Below are 23,787 nucleotides of genomic sequence, written 5' to 3' on the forward strand. Positions count from 1 at the left end.
CAAGCTCGTTCCTACACGCGTTAGGGCAAGCCAACAGCTCAGAACATCGGCCGAGCCGAAGCCACCGCCACCACCACCAACCCTACAATCAGGTTTATCCCCACCAACTTTCGAATCTGCCCCAGTGCAGCCGCGCCCGCCGGCCAATCCTCAGCTGCCACCGCTGCCTTCAGTTCCGGGAATTTCAACGCCTGGATACGGATAAACAGCGCCGTCATCACCAGGTACAAGCCCATCATCACCTGTACATAGCGCGGCGCGGTTTCGAAACCACTGAAACGTAGTTGCAGCAAACCAATGCCGCTGATCGGCAAAAGCACCACCGCCACCCACACCCATACGAAAAAACGTTGAAACACATTTGCCCATAGCTTGAGTCGGGCAGGGCCCTCAAGCGCCGCCATGGCGGCGGGGCGCAGGATCATCCAGGCGAAAAACATGCCGCCGACCCAGATCAAGGCGGCCAGTACATGCAGGGTATAAGCGAGGCTAAACGCGGTCATTGTGGTACTCCGTTCTGCGCGGGATTAATTAGCGGGGTATGATAGCGGCCGATCCGAACCACTGAAAATTTATCCAGCGTTTTTTGCGCCCGACTATCCATGATCAGCACTGAACTCAAAACCACGATCCAGGGCGCCTATTCGCGTTTTCTCGAAGCCAAAAGCTTGAAGCCGCGCTACGGCCAACGCCTGATGATCGCCGAAGTGGCAAAAGTCCTCGGGGATATCGACACCGACGATGAAGGCCGCCGCGAGGGTGAGCCTGCGGTAGTGGCCGTCGAGGCCGGTACCGGTACCGGCAAGACCGTGGCCTACAGCCTGGCCGCGATCCCCACGGCCAAGGCCGCTGGCAAGCGCCTGGTGATCGCCACCGCCACCGTCGCGCTGCAAGAGCAGATTGTCTACAAAGACTTGCCCGACCTGATGCGCAACAGCGGCTTGAGCTTTACCTTCGCCCTGGCCAAGGGCCGTGGCCGCTACATGTGCCTGTCCAAGCTCGACGTATTGCTGCAGGAAGGCCACGCCCAAACCGCCACTGCCTCCTTGTTCGAAGAAGAAGGCTTCAAGATCGAGGTGGATGAGGTCAGCCAGAAGCTGTTTACCAGCATGATCGAGAAGCTGGCCGGCAATAAATGGGATGGCGACCGCGACAGCTGGCCCACCGCCCTGGAAGATTCAGACTGGGCGCGCCTGACCACCGACCACAGCCAATGCACCAACCGCCATTGCCCCAACTTCGGCCAGTGCGCCTTCTACAAGGCGCGCGAAGGCATGGGCAAGGTGGACGTCATCGTCACCAACCACGACATGGTATTGGCTGACCTGGCCCTGGGTGGCGGTGCGGTACTGCCCGACCCCCGCGACACCCTCTACGTCTTCGACGAAGGCCACCACCTGCCAGACAAGGCCATTGGCCATTTCGCCCATTACACCCGCTTGCGCTCCACGGCCGACTGGCTGGAAACCACTGCCAAGAACCTCACCAAGTTACTGGCCCAGCACCCGTTGCCCGGCGACTTGGGCAAGTTGATCGAGCAAGTGCCGGAGCTGGCACGCGAAATCAAGACCCAGCAGCAGTTCATGTTCAGCGCCTGCGAGCAGGTTGCGGACTTCAAACCCGGTGAAGACGTCGAGGGCCGCGAGCGCCCGCGCCACCGTTTTGTCGGCGGGATGATTCCCGAGCACATGCGCGAAATGGGCATCGAGTTGAAGAAAGGCTTTTCGCGCCTGACCGACCTGTTCACCCGCCTGACGGATTTGCTCAAGGAAGGCATGGATGGCGAGGTCAATATCGGCATCGCCAGCAACCAGGCCGAAGAGTGGTACCCCTTGTTCGGCAGCCTGCTGTCTCGTTCTCAAGGCAATTGGGAGCTGTGGACCGCCTTCACCGTCGAAGACCCGGAAGACAACCCGCCCATGGCCCGTTGGCTGACGTTGTCGGAAAGCGGTGCGTTGTTCGATATCGAGGTCAACGCCAGTCCGATCCTCGCCGCCGAAATGCTGCGCCGCAACCTGTGGAACGTGGCCTACGGCTGCCTGGTAACCTCGGCGACGCTGACGGCCCTGGGCACCTTTGACCGCTTCCGCATGCGCGCCGGCCTGCCGAAAAAGGCCGTCACCGCCGTGGTGCCCAGCCCGTTTCATCACGCTGACGCCGGCGTGCTGCGGGTGCCAGACCTCAAGGCCGACCCACGGGACGCGGCGGCGCACACAGCGGCGATCATTCGCGATCTGCCGTCTCTGGTGGAAGGCTCCCGGGGCACCCTGGTGCTGTTCTCGTCGCGCAAACAGATGCAGGACGTGTTCGATGGCCTCGACCGCGACTGGCGCAAGCAAGTGTTTATCCAGGGCAACCTGTCCAAGCAGGAAACCTTGAACAAGCACAAGGCGCGGGTCGACGGTGGGGATTCCAGCGTGTTGTTTGGCCTGGCCAGCTTTGCCGAAGGCGTGGACTTGCCCGGTGCTTACTGCGAACACGTGGTGATCGCCAAGATCCCATTCTCGGTGCCGGATGACCCGGTAGAGGCCGCACTGGCCGAATGGATCGAAGCCCGGGGTGGCAACCCGTTCATGGAAATTTCGGTGCCGGATGCTTCACTGAAGCTGGTGCAGGCCTGCGGGCGTCTGCTGCGTACCGAAGAAGACCGCGGCACCATCACCTTGCTCGATCGGCGCCTGGTCACCCAGCGCTATGGCAAGGCGATCCTCAATGCGTTGCCGCCGTTCAGGCGCGAAATTTCTTAAGCCACCGTGGGCGGATTCGCCCACTCTGTGGTCTATCTCATCACTATCATCAGGCCAGTCATCGGCCGTTTGGGAGAACCTTGTTCGTATGATTCGCACGCTGCCCGCTCTTTTTGCCCTGCTGTTCGCTGCGCCATTGATGGCGGCGCCCGAGGGGCAACAAACGCTGTTCAACTTCGTCCGGCCTGCCGATGTGGTCAAGGTGGCGACCCAGGACGCCAGCCTGCCGCAATACAACGCCGAACAAACGCCCGAAGGCGAGGTGCTGCGCCGCATCACCTTCAACCCAACGGCCGAGCCGAGCCTGGTGCTCAGCCCGCAGACGGGGACGTGGGATTGGTCGCAATCGAGCGCCATGAGCCTGCGTATCCAGAGCGCGATGAACTGGGCGCTGACCCTTTACGTCAAGGTGCAAAGTGCCGACGGCAAGACGCTCGTCAGCCGCGTCGACCTGCCGGCCGGCCCGGCCCAGACGTTGCTCGTCCCGCTGCAAGCCAACTCACCGCTGAGTCAGGGCATGAAGGCCGGCCCGCCGATGCCGATGACCGTGGATGGCCAGCGGGTATTGCTGGCCGCCAGCGCCGGGGAAATCGACCGCAGCCAGGTCGTCTCGGTGACCCTGTCGATGCTCAAGCCTAATGCCGCCCAGAGCATCTTGCTGGAGCGCTTCGGCGTGCAGGACAGCGAGCCGGTATTGAAGGCCGCCTACACTGAACTGGTGGACGCCTATGGCCAGTCCAACCGCGCACGCTGGCCGGAAAAGGTCAGCAGCGATGAGCAGCTCAAGGCATCGGCCGCCAAGGAGCAACAGCAGCTCAAGACCTGGCTGGCCGAGCGGGACAAGTCCTCCCTGGATCAATACGGCGGCTGGAAAAAAGGCCCGGCCTTCGACGCCAGCGGTTTTTTTCGCACCCAGAAGCGCGACGGCCGCTGGTACCTGGTGACGCCGGACGGGCATCCGTTCTACTCCCTGGGGGTGAACACCGTGGCGCCGGACAACAGCCAGACCTACGTGGCGGGGCGCGAGTGGATGTTCGCGGCGCTGCCCAAGGCCGGCGAACCCTTTGATAAGTACTACGGCAGCGACGACAGCCGCACCGGCAACGGCGCCGGCGAAGGTCGCGGCTTTGGCTCGGGGCGTTGGTACGATTTCTATGGGGCCAACTTGCAGCGCATTTACGGCGGTGACGCGTTGGACCAGCCACGCTGGGTGACCCATACCCTTGATCGCCTGCAAGCCTGGGGCTTCAACACCGTCGGGAACTGGAGCGATCCGGACCTGGCCACTGCCGACCGCGTGCCGTACACCTTGCCCCTGTCGATTGTCGGTGACTATGCCAGCATCAGCACCGGCACCGACTGGTGGGGCGGTATGCCCGACCCGTTCGACCCGCGCTTTGCCATGGCCACGGAACGCGCCGTGGCCATCGCGGCTCGCGACCATCGTGACGATCCGTGGCTGATCGGTTTCTTTGCCGACAACGAATTGGCCTGGGCCGGCCCCGGCGACGATGCAAAATCCCGCTACGCCCTGGCGTACGGCACCCTGCGCATGACCACCGACGTGCCGGCCAAGCGCGCCTTCCTCAAGCAACTGCGCGATAAATACCGCAATGAAGAGGGCCTTGCCAAAGCCTGGGGTATTCACCTGGCCGGTTGGGAGCTGATGGAAGACCCAGGCTTTGAGCCGCCGATGCCCAGCCCCGAACACCCGGAAATCGAAGCCGACTTCAAGTATTTCCAGAAGACCTTCGCCGACGCTTACTTCAAGACCATTTCCGACTCGCTCAAGTGGCACGCGCCCAACCAGCTGTTGCTGGGCGGTCGTTTTGCGGTGAGCACGCCGGAAGCTGTCGCTTCGTGCGCGCAGTATTGCGATGTGCTGAGCTTCAACATGTACACCTTGAAACCCCAGGACGGGTATGACTTCGCTGCCCTGCGTGCGCTGGACAAACCGGTACTGATCACCGAATTCAACTTTGGCTCTGCCGACCGTGGCCCATTCTGGGGCGGCGTGACGCAACTGGCCCGCGAAGAGGACCGTGGCGCGGCGTACACCACCTTCCTCAAGCAGGCGGTGGCCGAGCCGTCGATTGTCGGGGTGCACTGGTTCCAGTACCTGGACCAGCCGGTCACCGGGCGTCTGCTGGATGGTGAAAACGGCCATTTCGGCCTGGTCGGCATCACCGATCTACCCTTCCAGGGCTTTGTCGAGACGGTGCGCAAGAGCAACCTGGCCGCGCTCGACCAGTTGGGCCGTGAGGCGCAAAAAGCCAAGGCCACCCAAGCGATGCGTGAAAGTGACGCCGGCAAGCCGGGGCGCGACGGCAAAGGCGCGGGGCAGGGCGCTGGGCATGCCGGTGGACACGCTGGAAATGGTCATTGATTCATCGTTGACGGGTTCACAAAACCTACAATGGCTGAAAGAATGGCGACCACTTTTCATGGTGTTTTCCGAGGGGACTTAGGTGCAGATTCAGGGTCATTACGAGCTGCAGTTCGAAGCGGTGCGCGAAGCCTTCGCGGCCCTGTTCGATGATCCTCAGGAGCGTGGTGCCGGGCTGTGCATCCAGATTGGCGGGCAAACCGTCGTCGACCTGTGGGCCGGTACTGCCGACAAGGACGGTGCCGAGGCCTGGCACAGCGATACCATCGTCAACCTGTTCTCCTGCACCAAGACCTTCACGGCAGTGACTGCCCTGCAACTGGTGGCCGAAGGCAAGCTCAAGCTCGATGCGCCGGTGGCCGAGTACTGGCCGGAGTTTGCCGCTGCTGGCAAGGACGCGATCACGCTGCGCCAGTTGCTCTGCCACCAGGCCGGGCTGCCCGCCATCCGCGAAATGCTGCCCACCGAGGCCCTGTACGACTGGCAATTGATGGTCGATACCCTGGCGGCCGAGGCCCCGTGGTGGACACCGGGCCAGGGCCATGGCTATGAGGCGATCACCTACGGCTGGCTGGTTGGTGAACTGTTGCGCCGCGCCGATGGGCGCGGGCCGGGGGAGTCGATCGTGGCGCGGGTGGCACGCCCCTTGGGGCTGGACTTCCATGTGGGCCTGGCGGATGAAGAGTTTTATCGCGTCGCCCATATCGCGCGCAGCAAAGGCACTATGGGTGATGAAGCCGCGCAACGGTTACTTCAAGTAATGATGCGCGAGCCTGCGGCGATGACTACCCGTGCATTTGCCAACCCACCGTCTATTCTGACCAGCACTAATAAGCCCGAATGGCGACGCATGCAGCAGCCTGCGGCGAATGGCCACGGTAATGCGCGCAGCCTGGCCGGGTTTTATAGTGGTTTGTTGGACGGTAGTTTGCTGGAAAGCGACATGCTCGAACAATTGACCCGCGAGCACAGTATCGGGCTGGATAAAACCTTATTGACCCAAACCCGCTTCGGCCTGGGCTGCATGTTGGATCAACCGCAGTTGCCCAATGCAACGTTCGGCCTTGGGCCGCGTGCATTCGGGCATCCCGGGGCAGGGGGCTCAGTCGGGTTTGCCGACCCTGAACATGATGTAGCCTTCGGTTTTGTGACTAATACCCTGGGGCCTTACGTACTTATGGACCCGCGTGCCCAGAAGTTGGTCGGAATATTGGCCGGTTGTCTATAAACCCCTTGCTGTTTCACAATTTTTTGTTACAAAGGCAAGTATAAAAAAGATGCTGAACGACATGTTGTAACTTGAATGTTCTTTTAGCGTCTGTTTAACGGGTCCCGCGACCCCCTGGTTTTTTCTCATTTTGTGGATATCTCATGTTATCGAACAAGTCTTTGGCACTGGCGCTGTGCCTCACTATTACGGGTTGTGCACAAACTCCACAAAATGATGCCGAAGGTGGGCATTGGTGGTCATTTGGATCTGACAAAGCTGCAACCAAGGATCCAGTGGCCCAGACCGACGCCAAGCCGGATGCCAAACCCGACGCCAAGCCGGCGGCGGGTGCCAAGCCTGTTGAGCCTGTCGTCGCTGCTGCCGCTGCCCCGGTCGCCAAAGCCGACACCGGTTACAGCTGGTGGCCGTTTTCCACCAAGACCGCCGAAGAAAAAGCCGCCGACGCCAAGGCTGACCTGAAAGCCGACCTCAAGGCGGCAACCCCGGCCTCGGACGCGGCACCTGTCGTCGCCAAGACCGACGGTGAGCCGCGCTGGTGGTGGCCGTTCGAAAGCAAGCCAAAGCCATTGGCCAAGGTCGATGTGACCAACGTACAAATGCCTGACCCGAAAATCACCCAAGCCTGGCTGGATGAATACGAACCACGCCTGCGTGCGGCCATCAAGGATAGCAACCTGCAACTGGAGCGCCGTGACAACACTCTGGTAGTGATTGCTCCGGTAGACGGTTCCTACAACCCGAAGCGCCCGGCCATGTTGCTGCCGGTGACACTGGGCCCGTTCACGCGGGTGGCCAAGGCCGTTGAAGCTGACCCCAAGACCGCCGTACTGGTGCTGGGCCACGTTGATGCCACTGGCAGCGCTCCCGCCAGCCAGGCGTTGAGCAAGGAGCGTGCGCAGTCCATTGCCTCGATTTTCAGCCTGAGTGGTCTGAAACAGGATCGCTTGATGCTGCGTGGCATGGGCGACCTTATGCCGCGTGCCGCCAACGACAGCAATCAGGGGCGTGCGCTGAACCGTCGCATGGAAATCATGTTCACTCAGCGTACAACCATGTTGGCACTGCTGAGCAAGTACAACTCGGGCAAGACGCCGCCCGTAGCCGAAATGGTCGCGGTGCAGAATGTGCCTGCGCCAGCACCGGCGGCAAAAGCGCCTGCCAAAAAGGCCACGGCCAAGAAAGCGGCGGCCAAGCCAGCGGCTAAAAAGGCTGCGGCCAAGCCGGCTGCCAAGAAGCCGGCTACTGCAAAAGCCAAGGCGGCACCTGCTTCGAACGACCAGGCGAAAAACTGAGCTGTTGAACCACAAGGATAAAGCCGCATGACCCAGGCACTGGCCGATATGCGCCGTGACTACACACGGGACGGTTTGAGCGAGGCCCAGGCCCCGGACGAGCCGTTTGCGTTGTTCCACCAATGGTTTGGTGATGCGGTGAAAACCGAACAGCCGCCAGTGGAGGCCAATGCCATGACGCTGGCGACGGTCGACCAGGACGGTCGCCCGCACTGCCGCATCCTGCTGCTCAAGGGCCTGGATGCACAGGGCTTTACCTTCTTCACCAACTATCAGAGCGCCAAGGGTGAGCAACTCGCGGCGCGGCCGTTTGCGGCCATGACCTTCTTCTGGCCCACCCTGGAACGCCAGGTGCGCATTGAAGGGCGCGTGGTCAAGGTCACGCCTGAAGAGTCGGATGCTTATTATCAGGTGCGCCCGTTGGGCAGCCGCCTGGGCGCTTGGGCCTCTCCACAGAGCAAGGTCATTCGTGATCGCGAGGAGCTGCAGGCGTTGCTCAAGGCCACTGAAGAGCGTTTCAGCGATACCCAGCCCGATTGCCCCGAGCATTGGGGAGGGTACCGTTTACTGCCCGAGCGCATCGAGTTCTGGCAAGGCCGTGCCAGCCGCCTGCATGATCGCCTCAACTATCGTTTGCAAGACGGCCTATGGTCCCGCGAGCGTCTGGCGCCCTGAGCGTCACCTTTCGTCATCCCACCTGAATCAACCCCGTTGCGACGAAGTCTCTGTTCAAGAGACTTTGGGCGCTTTCGACTGTGCGGCTACACTGATCAAGCCGGTTATGGCATCGTTCTGTACCCTGGCTTGGTTACCGTTCGTCGAGTTATCTGGTGCTGGCAGTCTGTACTCAGGCTGAATGAAAGCAAGTTTCTGCCTGGTGCGCCGTGACACGCGCCAAGCCACAGCGTTTAATGAATACCTGTCCTTTGGAGTTGATGCTATGCGTAAGTCCGTTTTACTAGTTGCCTGCTTTACCACCCTGTCGTTGCTGTTGGGTGGCTGCGCCTCGAGTCTGACCGGCGACTCGTACTCTCGTGATGAGGCGCGTCGTGTACAGACCGTTCGCATGGGCACCATCGAATCCCTGCGCCCAGTGAAAATTGAAGGCACCAAGACCCCAATCGGCGGCGCAGCGGGTGCAGTCATCGGCGGCGTTGGCGGCAGCGCCATCGGGGGCGGCCGTGGCAGCATCGTCACTGCTGTGATCGGCGCAGTTGCGGGCGGCCTGCTGGGCTCGGCCACTGAAGAAGGCCTGACCCGTACCCAGGGCGTGGAAATCACCGTGCGCGAAGACGACGGCAGCATGCGTGCCTACGTACAAGCCGTGCAGGAAAATGAAATCTTCCGCATTGGCGACCGCGTACGCATCATGACCGTCGACGGTACCAGCCGCGTTACTCGCTAAGCCTTAAGCTTCAGGCGAAGAAAAACCCCCAACCGGGTGACCGGTTGGGGGTTTTGTTTGTAGGAGCGAGCTTGCTCGCGAAAAACGTTAACGATAACGCGTGCTCAATGAATGAACGCGGCGCCTGTAAGTTTTTCGCGAGCAAGCTCGCTCCTACAACTGACGGACTTCAATCATGCAACGACGGTTTTCTTGCGACTTGCCATCGCCGTCACCGCGTATCCGATAAAGGCCGCCAGGATCGACCCGGTCAGAATCCCCATGCGATCTTCACCGGCAAACTCACTGGCGCCTGGCACAAATGCCAGGGAACCGACAAACAGGCTCATGGTGAAGCCGATCCCGCACAGGATCGCCACGCCCATTACCTGGCCCCAATTGGCGCCGCTGGGCAGTGAGGCGATGCCGGTCTTGATCGCCAGCCAGGTGAGGCCGAACACACCGACGGTCTTGCCGATCAACAGGCCGGCAGCGATGCCCATGGGCACGGAGTGGGTGAAGCTCTCCAGGCTGACACCGGTGAGGGACACGCCGGCATTGGCGAATGCGAACAGTGGCAGGATGGCGTAGGCCACCCAGGGGTGCAGGGCGTGTTCCAGGCTCAGCAGCGGTGAGGTTTCGGCATTCTTGGTGCGCAGTGGAATGCAGAACGCCAGGGTTACGCCGGCCAAGGTCGCATGCACACCGCTCTTGAGCACGCACACCCACAGGATCAGACCGATGATCATATACGGCCCCAGCTTGATCACGCCCAGGCGGTTCATCGCAATCAGCGCAATCAAGCACGCCCCCGCGCCCGCCAGGGATGCTGTGGACAAGTCAGCGGAATAGAACAAGGCAATGACGATGATGGCGCCAAGGTCATCAATGATTGCCAAGGTCATCAGGAACAGTTTCAGCGACACCGGTACGCGCTTGCCCAGCAGGGCCAGCACGCCCAGCGCAAAGGCAATGTCGGTGGCCATGGGGATCGCCCAGCCAGCGAGGGCGGCCGGGTTGTCCTTGTTCAGTGCCCAGTAGATCAGCGCCGGCACCACCATGCCGCCGATGGCCGCTGCGCCAGGCAACACCACTTGGGAAGGCTTGGACAGATGGCCATCCAGCAGCTCGCGCTTGACCTCCAGGCCGATCAACAGGAAGAACAGGGCCATCAAGCCATCGTTGATCCAAAGCAGCGCCGGCTTGGCGATTTTCAACGCGCCTACCTGTGCAACCACCGGTGTGTCGAGAAAGGCGTTGTACAGGTGCGACAACGGTGAGTTGTTGATGATCAGCGCCAAGGCGGCAGCGGCAATCAACAACAGGCCACTGGCGGCTTCCAGCTGGAAGAAACGGGTGAAAGTGCTACGCAGAGGCAAGGGATGCTCTCCAATCCAGGTTCAATAGGTGGGTACCCTAACCCGTACCGTTAGTTGTTAAAACAAAAGTTATATTCTTATTTGTTATAAGAGATGGTCCGGGACATCGGTGGGCTAAAGACTAGCAATTGTGTGTCCAATTGCGTCGTCACTGTATCTGTGTGAAGTGTGGGAAACATCCTAAGATCACCGCTGAAAACCTTTAGAGAACCCACCATGAGCGACCACCGTACCTGGGCCCGCGAAGCTATTCGTATCATTGAAGCGGACTTCCAGCGCAGCGCCGATACCCACTTGATCCCGCTGCCATTACCGGGTTTGCCAGGCATCGAGTTGTACTTCAAGGATGAGTCCAGCCACCCCACCGGCAGCCTGAAACACCGGCTGGCGCGCTCGCTGTTCCTGTATGCGCTGTGCAATGGCTGGCTCAAGCCGGGTGCTCCCGTTATTGAAGCGTCCAGCGGCTCCACGGCGATCTCGGAAGCCTACTTCGCGCGCTTGCTCGGCTTGCCGTTTATTGCCGTCATGCCCGCTACCACGTCCCAAGAGAAGATCGCCCAAATTGCCTTCTACGGCGGCAAAAGCCATCTGGTCCAAGACCCGACGCAGATCTACGCCGAATCCGAGCGCCTGGCCCAGGAAAGCGGGGGGCACTTCATGGACCAGTTCACCTACGCCGAACGTGCCACCGACTGGCGGGCGAACAACAACATCGCCGAATCGATCTTCCAGCAGATGCGCTTTGAACAGCACCCGGAGCCGAGTTGGTTGATTTCCAGCCCTGGCACCGGCGGCACCACCGCGACCCTGGGCCGCTATGTGCGTTATCGCCAACATTGCACGCGTGTACTGTGTGCCGATGCCGAACGCTCGGTGTTCTTCGATTTCTACCAGAGTGGTGACGCCAGCCTACGCCTGGACTGTGGCTCGCGGATTGAAGGGATTGGTCGTCCACGGGTGGAGGCATCGTTTCTGCCCGCGGTGATTGACGCCATGGTCAAAGTGCCGGATGCATTGTCCCTGGCGGCCATGCATTACCTGGCGCAGCGTTTGGGGCGACGGGTTGGCGGTTCCAGCGGGACTAACCTGATCGGTGCCCTGATGGCGGCGCAACAAATGAAAGCGGTAGGGGATTCGGGGTCGATCGTTGCGATCTTGTGCGATGGCGGTGAGCGCTATGCCACAACCTATTACGATCAAGCGTGGCTGGCGGGGCAGGGCTATGAGCTGGAAGGGTTGATCGCGGCGGTTGCGGCGAGTGTCGAACGCGGTGAGGCGCTACCCGCTAACATCCTGCGCGCCAATATCTGACACCCTACAAAGCAGTGTGGGAGCTGGTAAGCCAGCACCCACACTGGATTTATGCTCACCGTCAGCGTGCTTTAGGCCTCGATGCCGAGCATATCCCGCGCCAACGCCTCGGCGATCCGAATCCCGTCGACACCCGCCGACAGAATCCCACCGGCATAGCCCGCGCCTTCACCGGCCGGGAACAAGCCTTTGACGTTCAGGCTCTGCATCGACTCGTTGCGGGTAATGCGCAGTGGTGACGAGGTGCGGGTCTCGATGCCGGTCAGCACCGCATCGTGCAGCGAGTAGCCTTTGATCTGCTTCTCGAACGCCGGCAAGGCTTCGCGGATGGCTTCGATGGCGAAGTCCGGCAAGGCCAGGGCCAGGTCACCCAACGACACGCCGGGTTTGTAGGACGGCTCCACACTGCCCAGCGCGGTGGAGGGTTTACCGGCGATGAAGTCGCCCACCAGTTGTGCGGGGGCCTCATAGTTACTGCCGCCGAGGATGTAGGCGTGGGACTCCAGGCGCTCCTGCAGCTCGATACCGGCCAGCGGGCCGCCTGGGTAATCCACCTCGGGGGTAATGCCTACCACGATGCCGGAGTTGGCATTGCGCTCGTTACGCGAGTATTGGCTCATGCCGTTGGTCACGACGCGATGGGGTTCTGAAGTCGCAGCCACGACGGTGCCGCCCGGGCACATGCAGAAGCTGTAGACCGAACGGCCATTCTTGGCGTGGTGCACCAGTTTGTAGTCCGCTGCGCCCAGCTTGGGGTGGCCAGCGTATTTGCCCAGGCGTGCGGCGTCGATCAGCGACTGCGGGTGCTCGATACGGAAACCCACCGAGAATGGCTTGGCTTCCATGTACACGCCACGGTCGTGGAGCATGCGGAAGGTGTCACGGGCGCTGTGGCCCAAGGCAAGAATCACGTGCTTGGAAAGGATCTGCTCGCCGCCGTCGATGACCACGCCGTTCAACTGGCCGTCTTCGATCAACACGTCGGTGACCCGTTGTTCGAAGCGCACTTCACCGCCCAAGGCGATGATCTGCTCGCGCATGTTTTCTACCACGCCGGTCAGGCGGAAGGTACCGATGTGCGGCTTGCTGACGTAGAGGATTTCTTCCGGCGCACCGGCCTTGACGAACTCGTGCAGTACTTTGCGACCGTGGAATTTCGGGTCCTTGATCTGGCTGTACAGCTTGCCATCGGAGAAGGTACCGGCGCCGCCTTCACCAAATTGCACGTTGGACTCTGGGTTGAGCACGCTTTTGCGCCACAGGCCCCAGGTGTCCTTGGTGCGTTGGCGCACTTCCTTGCCGCGCTCGAGGATGATCGGCTTGAAACCCATCTGTGCCAGCAGCAGGCCGGCGAAAATCCCGCAAGGACCGAAACCCACCACGATTGGCCGCTCAGCCAGGCCTTCCGGCGCCTGCCCCACCACCTTGTAGCTGACATCCGGTGCCGGATTGACATTGCGGTCGTCGGCAAACTTGAGCAGCAGGGCAGCTTCGCCCTTTACGTTCAGGTCGACGGTGTAGATGAAGCACAGCTCAGAGGTCTTTTTACGCGCATCGTAGCTGCGCTTGAACAGGGTGAAATCGAGCAGGTCATCACTGGCGATGCCCAGGCGCTGCACGATGGCCGTGCGCAGGTCTTCTTCGGGATGGTCGATGGGCAGCTTGAGTTCGGTGATTCGTAACATGACAGGATCCGGTAGGCGGCGGGCAAGAAGGCCGGCTGTTTTGCAAACCGGCGATTATAAGCCCCAATGACAACTTTCCGTCAGGTTAAAACAGCACAGGGGCTAATCAGTCGTCCCGCGAGCCGCCGAACGCCGCGCAACCACGCTGCACCTGGCCGTTCACGCGCAACTCGGCGCTCATGTGTTGCAGGCTGCCGCTCACACTGTCGACGCAGCGCTGGGGCGCCACCCACAGTTCGATGTGCTGGTTATTGGCTTCGGTCATCAGGTTGAAACGGCCGTCGCCCAGTTGCTCCTCGACGTACGGCACTGCCAAAGGAGGCTGGCCCTCTCGTTCGAGCACCATGCCCTTGGCCGTGACGTTCATCGCCCAGGCGGGTTTATGGCCGTTGGCCCGTAGGATCATGCGCTTGAAGTCCGGGTCGGAGCAGGCTGAGGTCGAGCGTTCTACGCGATATAGCTGTTGCAGGTCCACTGAACCCTGGGTGCCGCTGGCGACCCCGGAAAACTTGCCACGCAGGTCGGCAAACAGCATGCCCTGCTGGCCGGCCAGCGAGGCCGCTTCCTGCAGGACGCTGGTGCCGCCGGTATCGTTGACCACGTAGCTACGCTGGTCGCCACATGGCTGGAACAGCAGTTTGCCATCCACCGCCGTCAACTCACCCTGCATACGGGTCAGCCCGACAGTCGATGGCTTGGCCGGCTCGCTTTCGAACAATTGGCAGGCGGCGAACAGAGGAAGCAAGGCAAACAGGGCGAGGGTACGGGCGGCGCGCATTATCGGGTCTCCAGGCAAGTGCCGCCACGTTACGCAGGCTGGCCGTGCATCACAAGCCCGCTTGCCAGCTTCAGGCGTTTCTTACGGATCTCACTCTCACCCTACGATAAAGGTCTGACCGGTTTGCAGGCCCTCGACGCTTTTGGCGTAAGCCAGCGCTACATCGGCGGCCGGGGCAGGTTTGTAGCCACGGAAATAGGGAGCATAGCTGCCCATGGCTTCCAGCAACACCGTCGGGCTGACCGTATTGATGCGCAGGCCGCGTGGCAACTCAATGGCCGCCGCTTTGACGAAGGCGTCCAATGCACCGTTGACCAAGGCCGCCGAAGCGCCGGTGCGGATCGGATCACGGTTCAGAATGCCGCTGGTGAACGTGAACGAAGCACCGTCGTTGGCGTATTCACGGCCGATCAACAGCAGGTTCACCTGGCCCATCAGTTTGTCACGCAGGCCCAGTTCGAAATCGCTGTCGTTCATGTCTGCCAGGGGCACGAAGTTGACGCTGCCGGCCGCGCAGATCAGCGCGTCGAACTTGCCGGTCTGTTCGAACAGCGTGCGGATCGAGGTGCTATCGCTGATATCCACCTGGAAGTCACCGCTGGTGCGGCCGATGCTGATCACTTCGTGGCGCTGGGCCAACTCTGCCTTGACCGCTGAACCGATGGTGCCGCTGGCACCAATCAATAGGATTTTCATCGTGCTGTTCCTCTGGGGCTGATTCCCTGTAGGAGCGAGCTTGCTCGCGAAAAACTCAAGATCGCCGGCGTGTAGTCAGGCTTACCGCGTGATCGTTGACGTTCTTCGCGAGCAAGCTCGCTCCTACAGGGGTTGGGATTTGCATTCAGTCTAGTGTGGCTTTTTAACTGGATAAACGTGCTAATAGGCAACCTTTGGTTTTTAAATGGAAACAGTCCATGAGCGAAATGGATGACCTGGCGGCGTTCGCCGTGCTGATCGAAGCCGGCAGTTTCACCGTGGCGGCCGCACAATTGGGCTGCAGCAAAGGGCAGTTGTCCAAGCGCATCAGCCAGTTGGAGGCGCAGTTTGCCGTGGTCCTGCTGCACCGCACCACGCGCAAGCTGAGCCTTACTGCTGCCGGCGCGGCGTTGCTGCCCCAGGCACAAGCATTGGTGGTGCAGGTGGAGCGCGCGCGCCAGGCCTTGGCGCGGCTCAAAGATGATTTGGCCGGCCCTGTGCGTATGACCGTCCCGGTGTCGTTGGGCGAAACCTTCTTCGATGGTTTGTTGCTGGAATTTGCCAAGCAATACCCGCAGGTGCAGATCGAACTGGAGCTTAACAACAGCTACCGGGACCTGGCGCGCGACGGCTTTGACTTGGGCGTTCGCTCGGGCGCCATCGAGCATGAACGCTTGGTGGCCAAACCTTTGCTGGCCTGGCATGAGATGACCTGCGCCAGCCCGGCTTATCTGGAACAGCATGGCGAGCCGCAGACCCCGGCGGACCTGGCGGCGCACAGCTGTTTGCTCAACAGTCATTACAGTGGCCGCGAGGAATGGTTGTACCACCAGCAACACGAATTGCTGCGGGTAAAGGTGAGCGGCACCTTCGCTTCCAACCACTACAACCTGCTGAAAAAAGCCGCGTTGGTCGGCGCCGGTATTGCCCGCCTGCCGTCCTACGTTCTACCCAGGGAGCTGGCTGACGGCCGATTGCGCTGGCTGCTGCGCGACTATCAGACACGCAGCATGCCGATGTACCTGGTGCACCCCTATCAGGGTGGCTTGCCACGGCGCACCCAGGTGTTGGCCGACTACCTGGTGGACTGGTTCAAGCGCAGCGGCGAAGCGCTGGATCGGCTTCAGCGATAGCGACGGGCAATCAGGTGGTCGATGGACAGGCAGCCTGGGCCTTTGGCAAGCAACAGCAATAACAGCGCAAGCCAGGTGCCGTGAGTGGGATAGGCGTCAGGGTAGACGAACAGCTGGATGGTCAGGGTCATGCCGATCAAGGCCAGGGCCGAAAACCGCGTGGCGAACCCCAGTAGGATCAATACCGGGAAAAAGTGCTCGGCAAAGGTTGCCAAGTGCGCGGCCACCTGCGGCGACAGCAGAGGCAGTTGGTATTCGCTGCGAAACAAAAACAGGGTCGAGGCGGCAAGTTTGGGCTCGCCCCATTGGAAGGTGCCGCTGATCAGGTCAATGGCAAAGCCTTCGACCTTGGTCTGGCCGGACTTCCAGAACACCGCCGCAATGGAGAAGCGTGCGATAAAGGCGATCAGGCTGTAGGGGATTTTTTCAAATAGTGCGACGGTTCGCTTTACCAGGCAGGGAGCGGGAATGTTCATGGCAATACCTCTGGTTGCAGATGCAAATGGGTGATGGCGTCGTGGCTGATCAACAGCGTGAGACATTGGTGCAAATCGAATTCGGTCGTGGCTTCCAGGGCATCAGCTATGGCCATCTCCAGTCCGGCGCCTTGGTTGAGGCGGTTGATAAAGGTCACAGACCCGCGGTCGATGGCGAACACCTTGACCGCTAACCCTTGGCGTAAGACCAGCGCGCCCTGGGCATACCAAGGGTTCAAAGTGGCGATAGCCCCGTCGACCTGATGCGCCGCCCAAACCGATACCACCGCGTAGGAAGATTCCAGCGTGGCAAGTGACGGATGCAGTCGTACACGCAGTTGCCCCAGTTGGGCGCAGCCTTGCAGTTGCCGAAGTACGCAGTGCTGATCCAGAACCTGGCAATCCGCCGCGTGATAAGCGCGGACCCTCAAGCGTTCCAGCCGGGCGACATCGGCCAGGTAGGGCACGCTCGAGGCCGGTTCGAAAGCCTGGATAAAGTCAGAGAACGTGCTGCCGTACTCACTGATCAACGGGCTGGTGGGCGGATGAGCCTGGGCATACAGGCCGGCCATGGCGCGGAAAAACTCATCGCCGACCAGTTGCCGCGCCACCGGGTAGGCGGCTGCCAAAGCATTGATCAACGCGCTATGGACATTGTTTCGATACACCGCAAAGCGGCTCGCCGGCTCAGCACCGTTGCTGCTGAACACGCCCTCGGGGCAGGTTGCTTGCGGGGCCAGTAAAGCCTCGGCGAATGTTTGCTGAATACTCATCGTGCCACCTGCGACAAATACCATTGGGCCTGCCGGGCCTCTGCTTGCAGCACGCTGAACGCGGGCACCTGATTATCCCGCTCGATCAGCGTCGCCACCGCTCCGGTCCGCGCCAGTACCTGTGCGTACAGCTGCCACACGGCGTTATCAATCGGCGCGCCGTGGTCATCGATCAGCAGGCGGTCGCCCAGGTTGTCGGTGTCTTCGGCAAAACCGGCCAGATGTATCTCGCCCACTGCGTGCAATGGCAAGGCGTCGATGTAGGCCAGCGGGTCGCGCTGATGATTGATGCAGGATACGTAGACGTTGTTGACGTCAAGCAACAGGCCGCAACCGGTACGGCGGACGATCTCGCTGATAAAGTCGGTTTCGTCCAAAGTAGAGCGCTGGAACTGCAGATAGGTGGACGGGTTTTCCAGCAGCATCGGGCGCTTGAGCGTGCTCTGTACCTGGTCGATGTGTTCGCATACCCGCTCCAGGGTGCTGGCGTCGTAGGCCAGGGGCAGCAGGTCGTTGAGAAACACCGGGCCGTGGCTGGACCAGGCCAGGTGTTCGGAAAAAGACTGGGGTTGGTAGCGTTCGATCAGCGTGGCCAAGCGTGCCAGGTGCTCGCGGTCCAGAGGACCTTCGCCACCGATGGACAGGCCGACGCCGTGCAGTGACAGGGGGTACTGCGCACGAATCAACCCCAGGTAGTGATGAAACGGGCCGCCGGCCACCATGTAGTTTTCGGCGTGTATTTCGAAAAAACCGATGTCGGGGCGGGTCTCGAGCACCTCGGTGAAGTGCTCGGTCTTGAGCCCGAGCCCGGCTCGATAGGGGAGCCCGGGCGCCTGAGCCGGTGCGACCGCGAGTTGGGCTGTAAGCGTCATCATCAGTACTCAGGCTGCGCGGGGTTCAGGATTTGGCGGTGAAGGCTGCTTCCTGGCCAAAACCGGTCGGCGAGGTGGTGCTTGGGGTCTGGGTGCAAGTGCCGGTAGGGACCAGTTTCCAGGCATTGGCCTGGTCTTTGGTTTTGGAGGTGCCAGCGCAGGAAGTGCCGGCGCCTGCGGCGCAGTCATTCTTGCCGGCTTCAGCCACGCCGAAGCATTTCTGCATGTCGTCGGCCGCGTGGGCGGTGGTGGTCAGGGCGGACAGGCTCAGGGCAGAACCAAGGGCCAGAACGAGGGTGGCAGCGGACAGTTTGGTGGTCATGGTGTGTCTCCAGCAGTGGTTGAATGCGCAGGCTTGATTGCCTGCATGCACCACTAGAGAGGGCTCGACGAATTGCGTTACACAAACTTCGAAAATAAATTCAATATTGCGGTTCACACCAAACAAATGTGGGAGCGGGCTTGCTCGCGAATGCAGCGTGTCAGCCAACAGTTCCCTGGCTGATTCACCGCATTCGCGAGCAAGCCCGCTCCCACATTTTTGATCCGGTTCCTATAGCAGCCTTCGTTTAGCCGCCGAGGTACGCCTCCCGCACCTTCGGATCCGTCAGCAATTGCTCCCCGGTGCCCTGCATCACCACCCGGCCATTCTCCAGCACATAGGCACGGTCAGCGATTTTCAGCGCCTGGTTGGCGTTCTGCTCCACCAAAAACACCGTCACACCGTCCTTGCGCAGCTGTTCGATGATGTCGAAGATCTGCTGGATGATGATCGGTGCCAGGCCCAGGGAAGGCTCGTCCAGCAACAACAGCTTGGGCTTGCTCATCAGCGCCCGGCCGATGGCGAGCATTTGCTGCTCGCCGCCGGACATGGTGCCGCCGCGCTGGCTGAAGCGTTCCTTGAGGCGGGGGAACAGGTGCAGCACCTTGTCCATCTGCTCTTGGTAATCGCCCTTGTCGGTGAAGAACCCACCCATGGCCAGGTTCTCTTCCACGGTCAGGCGCGAAAACACCCGACGGCCCTCTGGCACCACCGCAATGCTCTTGCGCATGATCTCGGCGGAGTGCTTGCCCACCAGCTCTTCACCCATGTAGCGGATGCTGCCACTGTAGGCTTGCGGCGAACCGCACAAGGTCATCAGCAAGGTCGATTTACCAGCCCCGTTGGCGCCGATCAGGGTCACGATCTCACCCTGGCGTACTTCGACGTTGACGCTGTGCAGGGCCTGGATCTTGCCGTAGAAAGTGGAAACGTTTTCGAATTGCAGCATTTTACGCTTCCCCCAAGTAGGCTTTGATCACTTCAGGATTGTCGCGGATCTGCTCCGGCGTCCCGTTGGCCAGTGGCGTGCCCTGGTTGATCACCACGATGTGGTCGGAGATGCTCATGACCAGTTTCATGTCGTGTTCGATCAACAGCACCGTGGCGTTGTTTTCCTCACGCAGCACACTGATCAGCGCCTTGAGGTCTTCGGTTTCCTTGGGGTTCAGGCCGGCAGCGGGTTCGTCGAGCATCAGGATGCGCGGGCGGGTCATCATGCAACGGGCGATTTCCAGGCGACGTTGCTGGCCGTAGGCGAGGGTGCCTGCCGGGCGGTTGGCGAACTCGGTCAGGTTGACCTTGTCCAGCCAGTACGCCGCGTATTCCATGGCCTCGCGCTCGCTCTTGCGGAACGCCGGGGTCTTGAACAGACCTGCGAAGAAGTTGGTGTTCAAGTGACGGTGCTGGGCGATCAACAGGTTCTCGACCGCCGTCATGTCCTTGAACAACCGCACGTTCTGGAAGGTGCGCACCACGCCTTTGCGGGCGATTTCATGGCCGGCCAGGCCCTGGATAGGCTGGCCGTCCAGCAGGATGCTGCCACCGCTCGGCTTGTAGAAGCCGGTGAGGCAGTTGAACACCGTGGTCTTGCCGGCGCCGTTGGGGCCGATCAGCGCTACCACTTGTTTCTCTTTGACGGTCAGGGCCACGCCATTGACCGCCAGCAAACCGCCGAAGCGCATGCTCAGGTTTTCGACTTTCAGGATCTCGCGGCTCATTTGCGCAGCTCCATGTGTGGACGTTGCATGGGCAGCAGGCCTTGAGGGCGCCAGATCATCATCAGCACCATCATGGCGCCGAACATCAACATGCGGTATTCGCTGAACTCACGCATCATTTCCGGCAGCAGGATCATCACGATGGCCGCCAGGATCACGCCCAGTTGCGAGCCCATGCCACCCAATACCACGATGGCGAGAATGATCGCCGACTCGATAAAGGTGAACGATTCCGGCGTCACCAGGCCTTGGCGAGCGGCGAAGAAGCTGCCGGCAAAGCCTGCGAACGCAGCGCCCAGGGTGAATGCGGAAAGCTTGATGATGGTCGGGTTCAGGCCCAGGGCGCGGCAGGCGATTTCATCTTCGCGCAACGCTTCCCAGGCGCGGCCGATGGGCATGCGCAGCAAACGGTTGATCACGAACAGTGCCGCCAACGCCAATAGCAGCGCCACCAGGTACAGGAACACCACTTTGCTCACCGGGTTGTAGGCGATCCCGAAGTACTCGTGGAAGGTCTGCATGCCTTCGGCGGCGGTGCGGTCGAACGACAGCCCGAAGAACGTCGGCTTGGGGATGCTGCTGATACCGTTAGGGCCACCGGTGATATCGGTGAGGTTACGCAGGAACAGGCGAATGATTTCCCCGAAGCCCAGGGTCACGATGGCCAGGTAGTCACCGCGCAGGCGCAGCACCGGGAAGCCCAGCAGGAAGCCGAACGTGGCCGCTGCCATACCGGCCAGTGGCAGGCAGATCCAGAAGCTCCAGCCCAGGTAATGCGAGAGCAGCGCGTAGGTGTAGGCACCCACGGCGTAGAAGCCCACATAACCCAGGTCGAGCAGGCCTGCCAGGCCCACCACGATGTTCAGGCCCAGGCCCAGCAGCACGTAGATCAGGATCAGCGTGGCAATGTCGACCGCGCCGCGCGAACCAAAGAACGGCCAGATCAGCGCCGCGATGATCAGCCCGATGATGATGTAGCGCTGGGTGCGCGGCAGGGTCAGAAATTGGCTGACTTTGGGCGACACCAATGGGCCACGGTTGCCCTTGAACAAGGCACCGACCTGCTGGGTGAACAGTACACGCAGGAACATCAGCACCGAACACAGCGCGATGACGGTCAGGGTCACAGGCCCGGTGCCATGCACTTCCAGATTGATGCCGACAATGCTCAGCTTGAGGCCGAGTACCGGGAAGGCCACGGCCCACACCAGCAGGGCGCTGAAAAACGCCGATTTAAGATATCTGCTCATACTTTCTCAACCTCCGGACGGCCCAGGATGCCGGTCGGACGGAACAACAACACCAGAACCAACAGGCCGAACGCGACGACGTCCTTGTACTGGTCACCGAAGATATCGGCGCCAAAGGCTTCGGCCACACCCAGCACCAGCCCGCCGAGCATGGCGCCCGGAATGCTGCCGATGCCGCCCAATACCGCTGCGGTAAAGGCCTTGAGGCCCACCAGGAAACCGGCGTTGGGGTTGATCACGCCGTATTGCATGCTCAGCAACACGGCCGCCACGGCCGCCAGCGCAGCACCAATGACGAAGGTCAGGGCGATGATGTTGTTGGTGTTGATGCCCAGCAGGTTGGCCATCTTGATGTCTTCGGCACAGGCCCGGCAGGCGCGCCCCAGACGGGAGCGGGAGATGAACAGCGTCAGGCCCAGCATGGCCACCAGGGTGACCACGAAAACCAGAATCTGCATGTACGAAATCAGCACTTCTTGTGCGCCACCCGGGCCGAAGGAGATGCTCCCCGGAATCAGGTTGGGAATGGACTTGTCCTTGGAGTCCTGGGATAGCAATACGGTGTTTTGCAGGAAAATCGACATGCCGATGGCAGAAATCAGCGGGATCAAACGGTTGCTGCCCCGCAGGGGACGGTAGGCAACCCGCTCGATGCTGTAGCCATAGGCACTGGTCACGATGATCGACGCCAGGAACGCAGCGGTCATCAATAGCGGCAGGGAGTGGATCCCCATCATGGCCAGCCCGGCAAGGGCGATGAAGGCCACGTAGGAACCAATCATGTACACCTCGCCATGGGCGAAGTTGATCATTCCAATGATGCCGTAAACCATTGTGTAGCCAATGGCTATCAAGGCATAGGTGCTGCCAATGGTCAGGCCATTAACCAGCTGTTGGAAAAAATGATAGATCTCAGGCATTACAGCGCTCCTAAAAACCCGATACGCATTTCACTGGTGGAGTCATTTCCGGCTTGGTGCCCTGTTCTGTGACCAGGTTGCACAAAGCGTTTGCCAGCGAACCGCTGGTGACGGTTTTAAGATTTTCAGGTGAGCCAGCGCCCGGATCGCGGGTGACATGGCCCATAAACCTCGTAAAACAAAGCCCACTGCTTGCACAGTGGGCTTGTTGACCAGTAACGCCTGGCTTACTGAGGGGAAACTTCGGTTTTTGGTTTACCGAAATGCCATTCGTAGACCACGAACTTGAAGTCCTTCAGGTCGCCCTTGGCGTCGAAGCTCAGGTCGCCCGTAGGGGTCTTGAAGGTACCGGCGTGGATGGCCTCGGCCACCTTGGCGGTATCTTCGCTTTTGGCTGCGGTGATAGCGCCGGCAATGACTTCAACCGCCGAGTAGGCCGGGAACACGAACGGACCGGTTGGGTCCTGCTTGTTCTTGGCGAACTCTTCGACGATGGCTTTGTTGGCAGGGTCGGTGTCGAAGGATTTCGGCAGGGTCACCAGCAGGCCTTCGGAAGCGCCCTGGGCGATTTGCGAAATGGAGTCGTTACCCACGCCCTCTGGGCCCATGAACTTGGCGTTCAGGCCTTTTTCCTTGGCTTGGCGCAGGATCAGGCCCAGCTCAGGGTGGTAGCCGCCGTAGTAGACGAAGTCGACGTTGGCTTGCTTGAGTTTCTGGATGATCGAGGAGAAGTCTTTGTCACCGGCGTTCAGGCCTTCGAAGACGGCAACCTTGGTGCCTTTTTCTTCAAGGGTCTTCTTCACGGCGCTGGCGATACCTTCACCGTATTGCTGCTTGTCGTGCAGGACGGCAACGATTTTCGGCTTCACGTGGTCGGCGATGTAGTTGCCGGCTGCCGGGCCTTGTGCGCTGTCCAGACCAATGGTGCGGAAGATCAGCTTGTAGCCACGGGAAGTGATTTCAGGGCTGGTGGCAGCCGGGGTAATCATGATGACGCCTTCGTCTTCATAAATATCCGACGCTGGCTGAGTGGAGCTGGAGCAGAGGTGGCCGACGACGAACTTGACGCCATCATTGACCACTTTGTTGGCAACGGCCACGGCTTGCTTTGGATCGCAAGCGTCGTCGTATTCCTTGGCCTCAAGCATCTTGCCGTCTACGCCGCCCTTGGCGTTGATGTCTTTGATGGCTTGCTTGGCACCCATGAATTGCATGTCGCCGTATTGCGTCACCGGACCGGTCTTAGGACCGGCGATGCCGATCTTGATGGTGTCGGCTGCGAACGAATGGCCGGCAACCCCAGCCAGGACCATAGCGGCAAACAGTTTGGAAATCTGCTTAGTAGCCTTATTCATAGTGCTCCACTCTTACTGTTGTATTTTTTATAGTTCTAGCGGCCTTGTGAGCTGCAGAACCGGATCAGATATCGCGGAT

22 protein-coding genes are annotated in these 23,787 nt (G+C 60.6%); 8 read left to right on the top strand and 14 right to left on the bottom strand.

All coding sequences use genetic code 11. The annotated features are described in order from the left end of the window. Positions 1-38: 38 nt before the first annotated feature. The gene (locus tag ODQ19_RS05065) at positions 39-503 is read right to left on the bottom strand and encodes a CopD family protein (RefSeq protein ID WP_116665862.1); all 465 of its coding nucleotides are present in this window, start codon (positions 501-503) and stop codon (positions 39-41) included. A 99-nt stretch (positions 504-602) separates the two neighbouring features. On the opposite strand from ODQ19_RS05065, the gene dinG reads away from it, so the two are divergent. The 6 genes from dinG to ODQ19_RS05095 all read left to right on the top strand — a co-directional run bounded on the left by dinG (position 603) and on the right by ODQ19_RS05095 (position 9,061). Further along, a complete protein-coding gene (dinG, locus tag ODQ19_RS05070) occupies positions 603-2,747 on the top strand; it encodes an ATP-dependent DNA helicase DinG (protein ID WP_003189244.1) in 2,145 nt (714 codons plus the stop codon). 88 nt (positions 2,748-2,835) lie between these two features. Then, on the top strand, positions 2,836-5,133 hold the full coding sequence (locus tag ODQ19_RS05075; RefSeq protein ID WP_330209473.1) for a beta-galactosidase: 2,298 nt from the start codon (positions 2,836-2,838) through the stop codon (positions 5,131-5,133). An 82-nt stretch (positions 5,134-5,215) separates the two neighbouring features. Next, the gene (locus ODQ19_RS05080) at positions 5,216-6,361 is read left to right on the top strand and encodes a serine hydrolase domain-containing protein (RefSeq protein WP_060764380.1); all 1,146 of its coding nucleotides are present in this window, start codon (positions 5,216-5,218) and stop codon (positions 6,359-6,361) included. 143 nt (positions 6,362-6,504) lie between these two features. Continuing rightward, complete coding sequence (locus ODQ19_RS05085; protein WP_330209474.1) at positions 6,505-7,656, top strand: OmpA family protein; 1,152 nt, start codon at positions 6,505-6,507, stop codon at positions 7,654-7,656. 27 nt (positions 7,657-7,683) lie between these two features. Then, positions 7,684-8,331 (top strand): pyridoxamine 5'-phosphate oxidase, encoded by a 648-nt coding sequence (gene pdxH / locus ODQ19_RS05090; protein WP_116665866.1) that lies wholly within the window; start codon positions 7,684-7,686, stop codon positions 8,329-8,331. A 265-nt stretch (positions 8,332-8,596) separates the two neighbouring features. After that, positions 8,597-9,061, top strand: coding sequence for a glycine zipper 2TM domain-containing protein (locus tag ODQ19_RS05095; protein WP_003189251.1), 465 nt, complete (start codon positions 8,597-8,599; stop codon positions 9,059-9,061). Between the two features lie 173 nt (positions 9,062-9,234). Here ODQ19_RS05095 and nhaA read toward each other — a convergent pair whose 3' ends face one another. Further along, positions 9,235-10,419, bottom strand: a complete 1,185-nt coding sequence (gene nhaA / locus ODQ19_RS05100; RefSeq protein WP_116665867.1) for a Na+/H+ antiporter NhaA — start codon at positions 10,417-10,419, stop codon at positions 9,235-9,237. Between the two features lie 216 nt (positions 10,420-10,635). On the opposite strand from nhaA, the gene ODQ19_RS05105 reads away from it, so the two are divergent. Continuing rightward, positions 10,636-11,730: a PLP-dependent cysteine synthase family protein gene (locus ODQ19_RS05105; protein WP_330209475.1), complete on the top strand. Its 1,095-nt coding sequence runs from the start codon at positions 10,636-10,638 to the stop codon at positions 11,728-11,730. A gap of 71 nt (positions 11,731-11,801) precedes the next feature. Here the strand turns inward: ODQ19_RS05105 and ODQ19_RS05110 are convergent, their stop codons facing one another. From ODQ19_RS05110 to ODQ19_RS05120, 3 genes are all read right to left on the bottom strand, one after another. Continuing rightward, on the bottom strand, positions 11,802-13,415 hold the full coding sequence (locus ODQ19_RS05110) for an NAD(P)/FAD-dependent oxidoreductase (protein ID WP_019817841.1): 1,614 nt from the start codon (positions 13,413-13,415) through the stop codon (positions 11,802-11,804). A 106-nt stretch (positions 13,416-13,521) separates the two neighbouring features. Next, positions 13,522-14,193 (bottom strand): COG3650 family protein, encoded by a 672-nt coding sequence (locus ODQ19_RS05115; RefSeq protein ID WP_032895666.1) that lies wholly within the window; start codon positions 14,191-14,193, stop codon positions 13,522-13,524. A 96-nt stretch (positions 14,194-14,289) separates the two neighbouring features. Continuing rightward, positions 14,290-14,889 carry a short chain dehydrogenase gene (locus tag ODQ19_RS05120; RefSeq protein WP_330209476.1) on the bottom strand — a complete coding sequence of 200 codons (600 nt, stop codon included), beginning with the start codon at positions 14,887-14,889 and terminating at the stop codon, positions 14,290-14,292. Positions 14,890-15,107: 218 nt separating this feature from the next. Here ODQ19_RS05120 and ODQ19_RS05125 point away from each other — a divergent pair, with 218 nt between their 5' ends. Next, positions 15,108-16,022, top strand: a complete 915-nt coding sequence (locus ODQ19_RS05125; RefSeq protein WP_330209477.1) for a LysR family transcriptional regulator — start codon at positions 15,108-15,110, stop codon at positions 16,020-16,022. On the opposite strand, the gene ODQ19_RS05130 is transcribed toward ODQ19_RS05125, so the two are convergent. From ODQ19_RS05130 to ODQ19_RS05170, 9 genes are all read right to left on the bottom strand, one after another. After that, positions 16,013-16,498, bottom strand: a complete 486-nt coding sequence (locus ODQ19_RS05130) for a DoxX family protein (RefSeq protein WP_073522609.1) — start codon at positions 16,496-16,498, stop codon at positions 16,013-16,015. The genes ODQ19_RS05125 and ODQ19_RS05130 overlap by 10 nt on opposite strands. Next, entirely contained in the window at positions 16,495-17,271 is a 777-nt protein-coding gene (locus ODQ19_RS05135) for an HvfC/BufC N-terminal domain-containing protein (protein ID WP_330209478.1), read from the bottom strand. The genes ODQ19_RS05130 and ODQ19_RS05135 overlap by 4 nt, the downstream gene beginning before the upstream one ends. Further along, positions 17,268-18,146 (bottom strand): MNIO family bufferin maturase, encoded by an 879-nt coding sequence (bufB, locus tag ODQ19_RS05140; protein WP_330209479.1) that lies wholly within the window; start codon positions 18,144-18,146, stop codon positions 17,268-17,270. Before bufB ends, ODQ19_RS05135 begins: the two co-directional genes overlap by 4 nt. A gap of 22 nt (positions 18,147-18,168) precedes the next feature. Continuing rightward, positions 18,169-18,465: a BufA1 family periplasmic bufferin-type metallophore gene (locus tag ODQ19_RS05145; RefSeq protein WP_116665875.1), complete on the bottom strand. Its 297-nt coding sequence runs from the start codon at positions 18,463-18,465 to the stop codon at positions 18,169-18,171. Between the two features lie 247 nt (positions 18,466-18,712). Beyond that, positions 18,713-19,414 (bottom strand): ABC transporter ATP-binding protein, encoded by a 702-nt coding sequence (locus tag ODQ19_RS05150; protein ID WP_003193540.1) that lies wholly within the window; start codon positions 19,412-19,414, stop codon positions 18,713-18,715. A gap of 1 nt (position 19,415) precedes the next feature. Further along, on the bottom strand, positions 19,416-20,183 hold the full coding sequence (gene livG / locus ODQ19_RS05155; RefSeq protein WP_003193538.1) for a high-affinity branched-chain amino acid ABC transporter ATP-binding protein LivG: 768 nt from the start codon (positions 20,181-20,183) through the stop codon (positions 19,416-19,418). Then, entirely contained in the window at positions 20,180-21,433 is a 1,254-nt protein-coding gene (locus ODQ19_RS05160) for a high-affinity branched-chain amino acid ABC transporter permease LivM (protein WP_034125955.1), read from the bottom strand. Before ODQ19_RS05160 ends, livG begins: the two co-directional genes overlap by 4 nt. Beyond that, on the bottom strand, positions 21,430-22,353 hold the full coding sequence (gene livH / locus ODQ19_RS05165) for a high-affinity branched-chain amino acid ABC transporter permease LivH (protein ID WP_003193535.1): 924 nt from the start codon (positions 22,351-22,353) through the stop codon (positions 21,430-21,432). Before livH ends, ODQ19_RS05160 begins: the two co-directional genes overlap by 4 nt. Before the next feature lie 227 nt (positions 22,354-22,580). After that, positions 22,581-23,708, bottom strand: coding sequence for a branched-chain amino acid ABC transporter substrate-binding protein (locus tag ODQ19_RS05170; protein ID WP_116668150.1), 1,128 nt, complete (start codon positions 23,706-23,708; stop codon positions 22,581-22,583). Positions 23,709-23,787: the final 79 nt, after the last annotated feature.

The organism is Pseudomonas sp. AM4(2022) (assembly GCF_036346515.1).
GTDB lineage: Bacteria > Pseudomonadota > Gammaproteobacteria > Pseudomonadales > Pseudomonadaceae > Aquipseudomonas > Aquipseudomonas paracarnis.

What these genes read in the sequence shown, in the direction of transcription:
- ODQ19_RS05110 (WP_019817841.1), bottom strand. Translation starts at nt 13,415, where the DNA reads ATGTTACGAATCACCGAACTCAAGCTGCCCATCGACCATCCCGAAGAA.
- ODQ19_RS05160 (WP_034125955.1), bottom strand. Translation starts at nt 21,433, where the DNA reads ATGAGCAGATATCTTAAATCGGCGTTTTTCAGCGCCCTGCTGGTGTGG.
- dinG (WP_003189244.1), top strand. Translation starts at nt 603, where the DNA reads ATGATCAGCACTGAACTCAAAACCACGATCCAGGGCGCCTATTCGCGT.
- ODQ19_RS05125 (WP_330209477.1), top strand. Translation starts at nt 15,108, where the DNA reads ATGAGCGAAATGGATGACCTGGCGGCGTTCGCCGTGCTGATCGAAGCC.
- ODQ19_RS05085 (WP_330209474.1), top strand. Translation starts at nt 6,505, where the DNA reads ATGTTATCGAACAAGTCTTTGGCACTGGCGCTGTGCCTCACTATTACG.
- ODQ19_RS05075 (WP_330209473.1), top strand. Translation starts at nt 2,836, where the DNA reads ATGATTCGCACGCTGCCCGCTCTTTTTGCCCTGCTGTTCGCTGCGCCA.
- pdxH (WP_116665866.1), top strand. Translation starts at nt 7,684, where the DNA reads ATGACCCAGGCACTGGCCGATATGCGCCGTGACTACACACGGGACGGT.
- ODQ19_RS05150 (WP_003193540.1), bottom strand. Translation starts at nt 19,414, where the DNA reads ATGCTGCAATTCGAAAACGTTTCCACTTTCTACGGCAAGATCCAGGCC.
- ODQ19_RS05130 (WP_073522609.1), bottom strand. Translation starts at nt 16,498, where the DNA reads ATGAACATTCCCGCTCCCTGCCTGGTAAAGCGAACCGTCGCACTATTT.
- ODQ19_RS05115 (WP_032895666.1), bottom strand. Translation starts at nt 14,193, where the DNA reads ATGCGCGCCGCCCGTACCCTCGCCCTGTTTGCCTTGCTTCCTCTGTTC.
- ODQ19_RS05120 (WP_330209476.1), bottom strand. Translation starts at nt 14,889, where the DNA reads ATGAAAATCCTATTGATTGGTGCCAGCGGCACCATCGGTTCAGCGGTC.
- ODQ19_RS05065 (WP_116665862.1), bottom strand. Translation starts at nt 503, where the DNA reads ATGACCGCGTTTAGCCTCGCTTATACCCTGCATGTACTGGCCGCCTTG.
- ODQ19_RS05095 (WP_003189251.1), top strand. Translation starts at nt 8,597, where the DNA reads ATGCGTAAGTCCGTTTTACTAGTTGCCTGCTTTACCACCCTGTCGTTG.
- bufB (WP_330209479.1), bottom strand. Translation starts at nt 18,146, where the DNA reads ATGATGACGCTTACAGCCCAACTCGCGGTCGCACCGGCTCAGGCGCCC.
- ODQ19_RS05145 (WP_116665875.1), bottom strand. Translation starts at nt 18,465, where the DNA reads ATGACCACCAAACTGTCCGCTGCCACCCTCGTTCTGGCCCTTGGTTCT.
- livH (WP_003193535.1), bottom strand. Translation starts at nt 22,353, where the DNA reads ATGCCTGAGATCTATCATTTTTTCCAACAGCTGGTTAATGGCCTGACC.
- ODQ19_RS05105 (WP_330209475.1), top strand. Translation starts at nt 10,636, where the DNA reads ATGAGCGACCACCGTACCTGGGCCCGCGAAGCTATTCGTATCATTGAA.
- ODQ19_RS05135 (WP_330209478.1), bottom strand. Translation starts at nt 17,271, where the DNA reads ATGAGTATTCAGCAAACATTCGCCGAGGCTTTACTGGCCCCGCAAGCA.
- livG (WP_003193538.1), bottom strand. Translation starts at nt 20,183, where the DNA reads ATGAGCCGCGAGATCCTGAAAGTCGAAAACCTGAGCATGCGCTTCGGC.
- ODQ19_RS05170 (WP_116668150.1), bottom strand. Translation starts at nt 23,708, where the DNA reads ATGAATAAGGCTACTAAGCAGATTTCCAAACTGTTTGCCGCTATGGTC.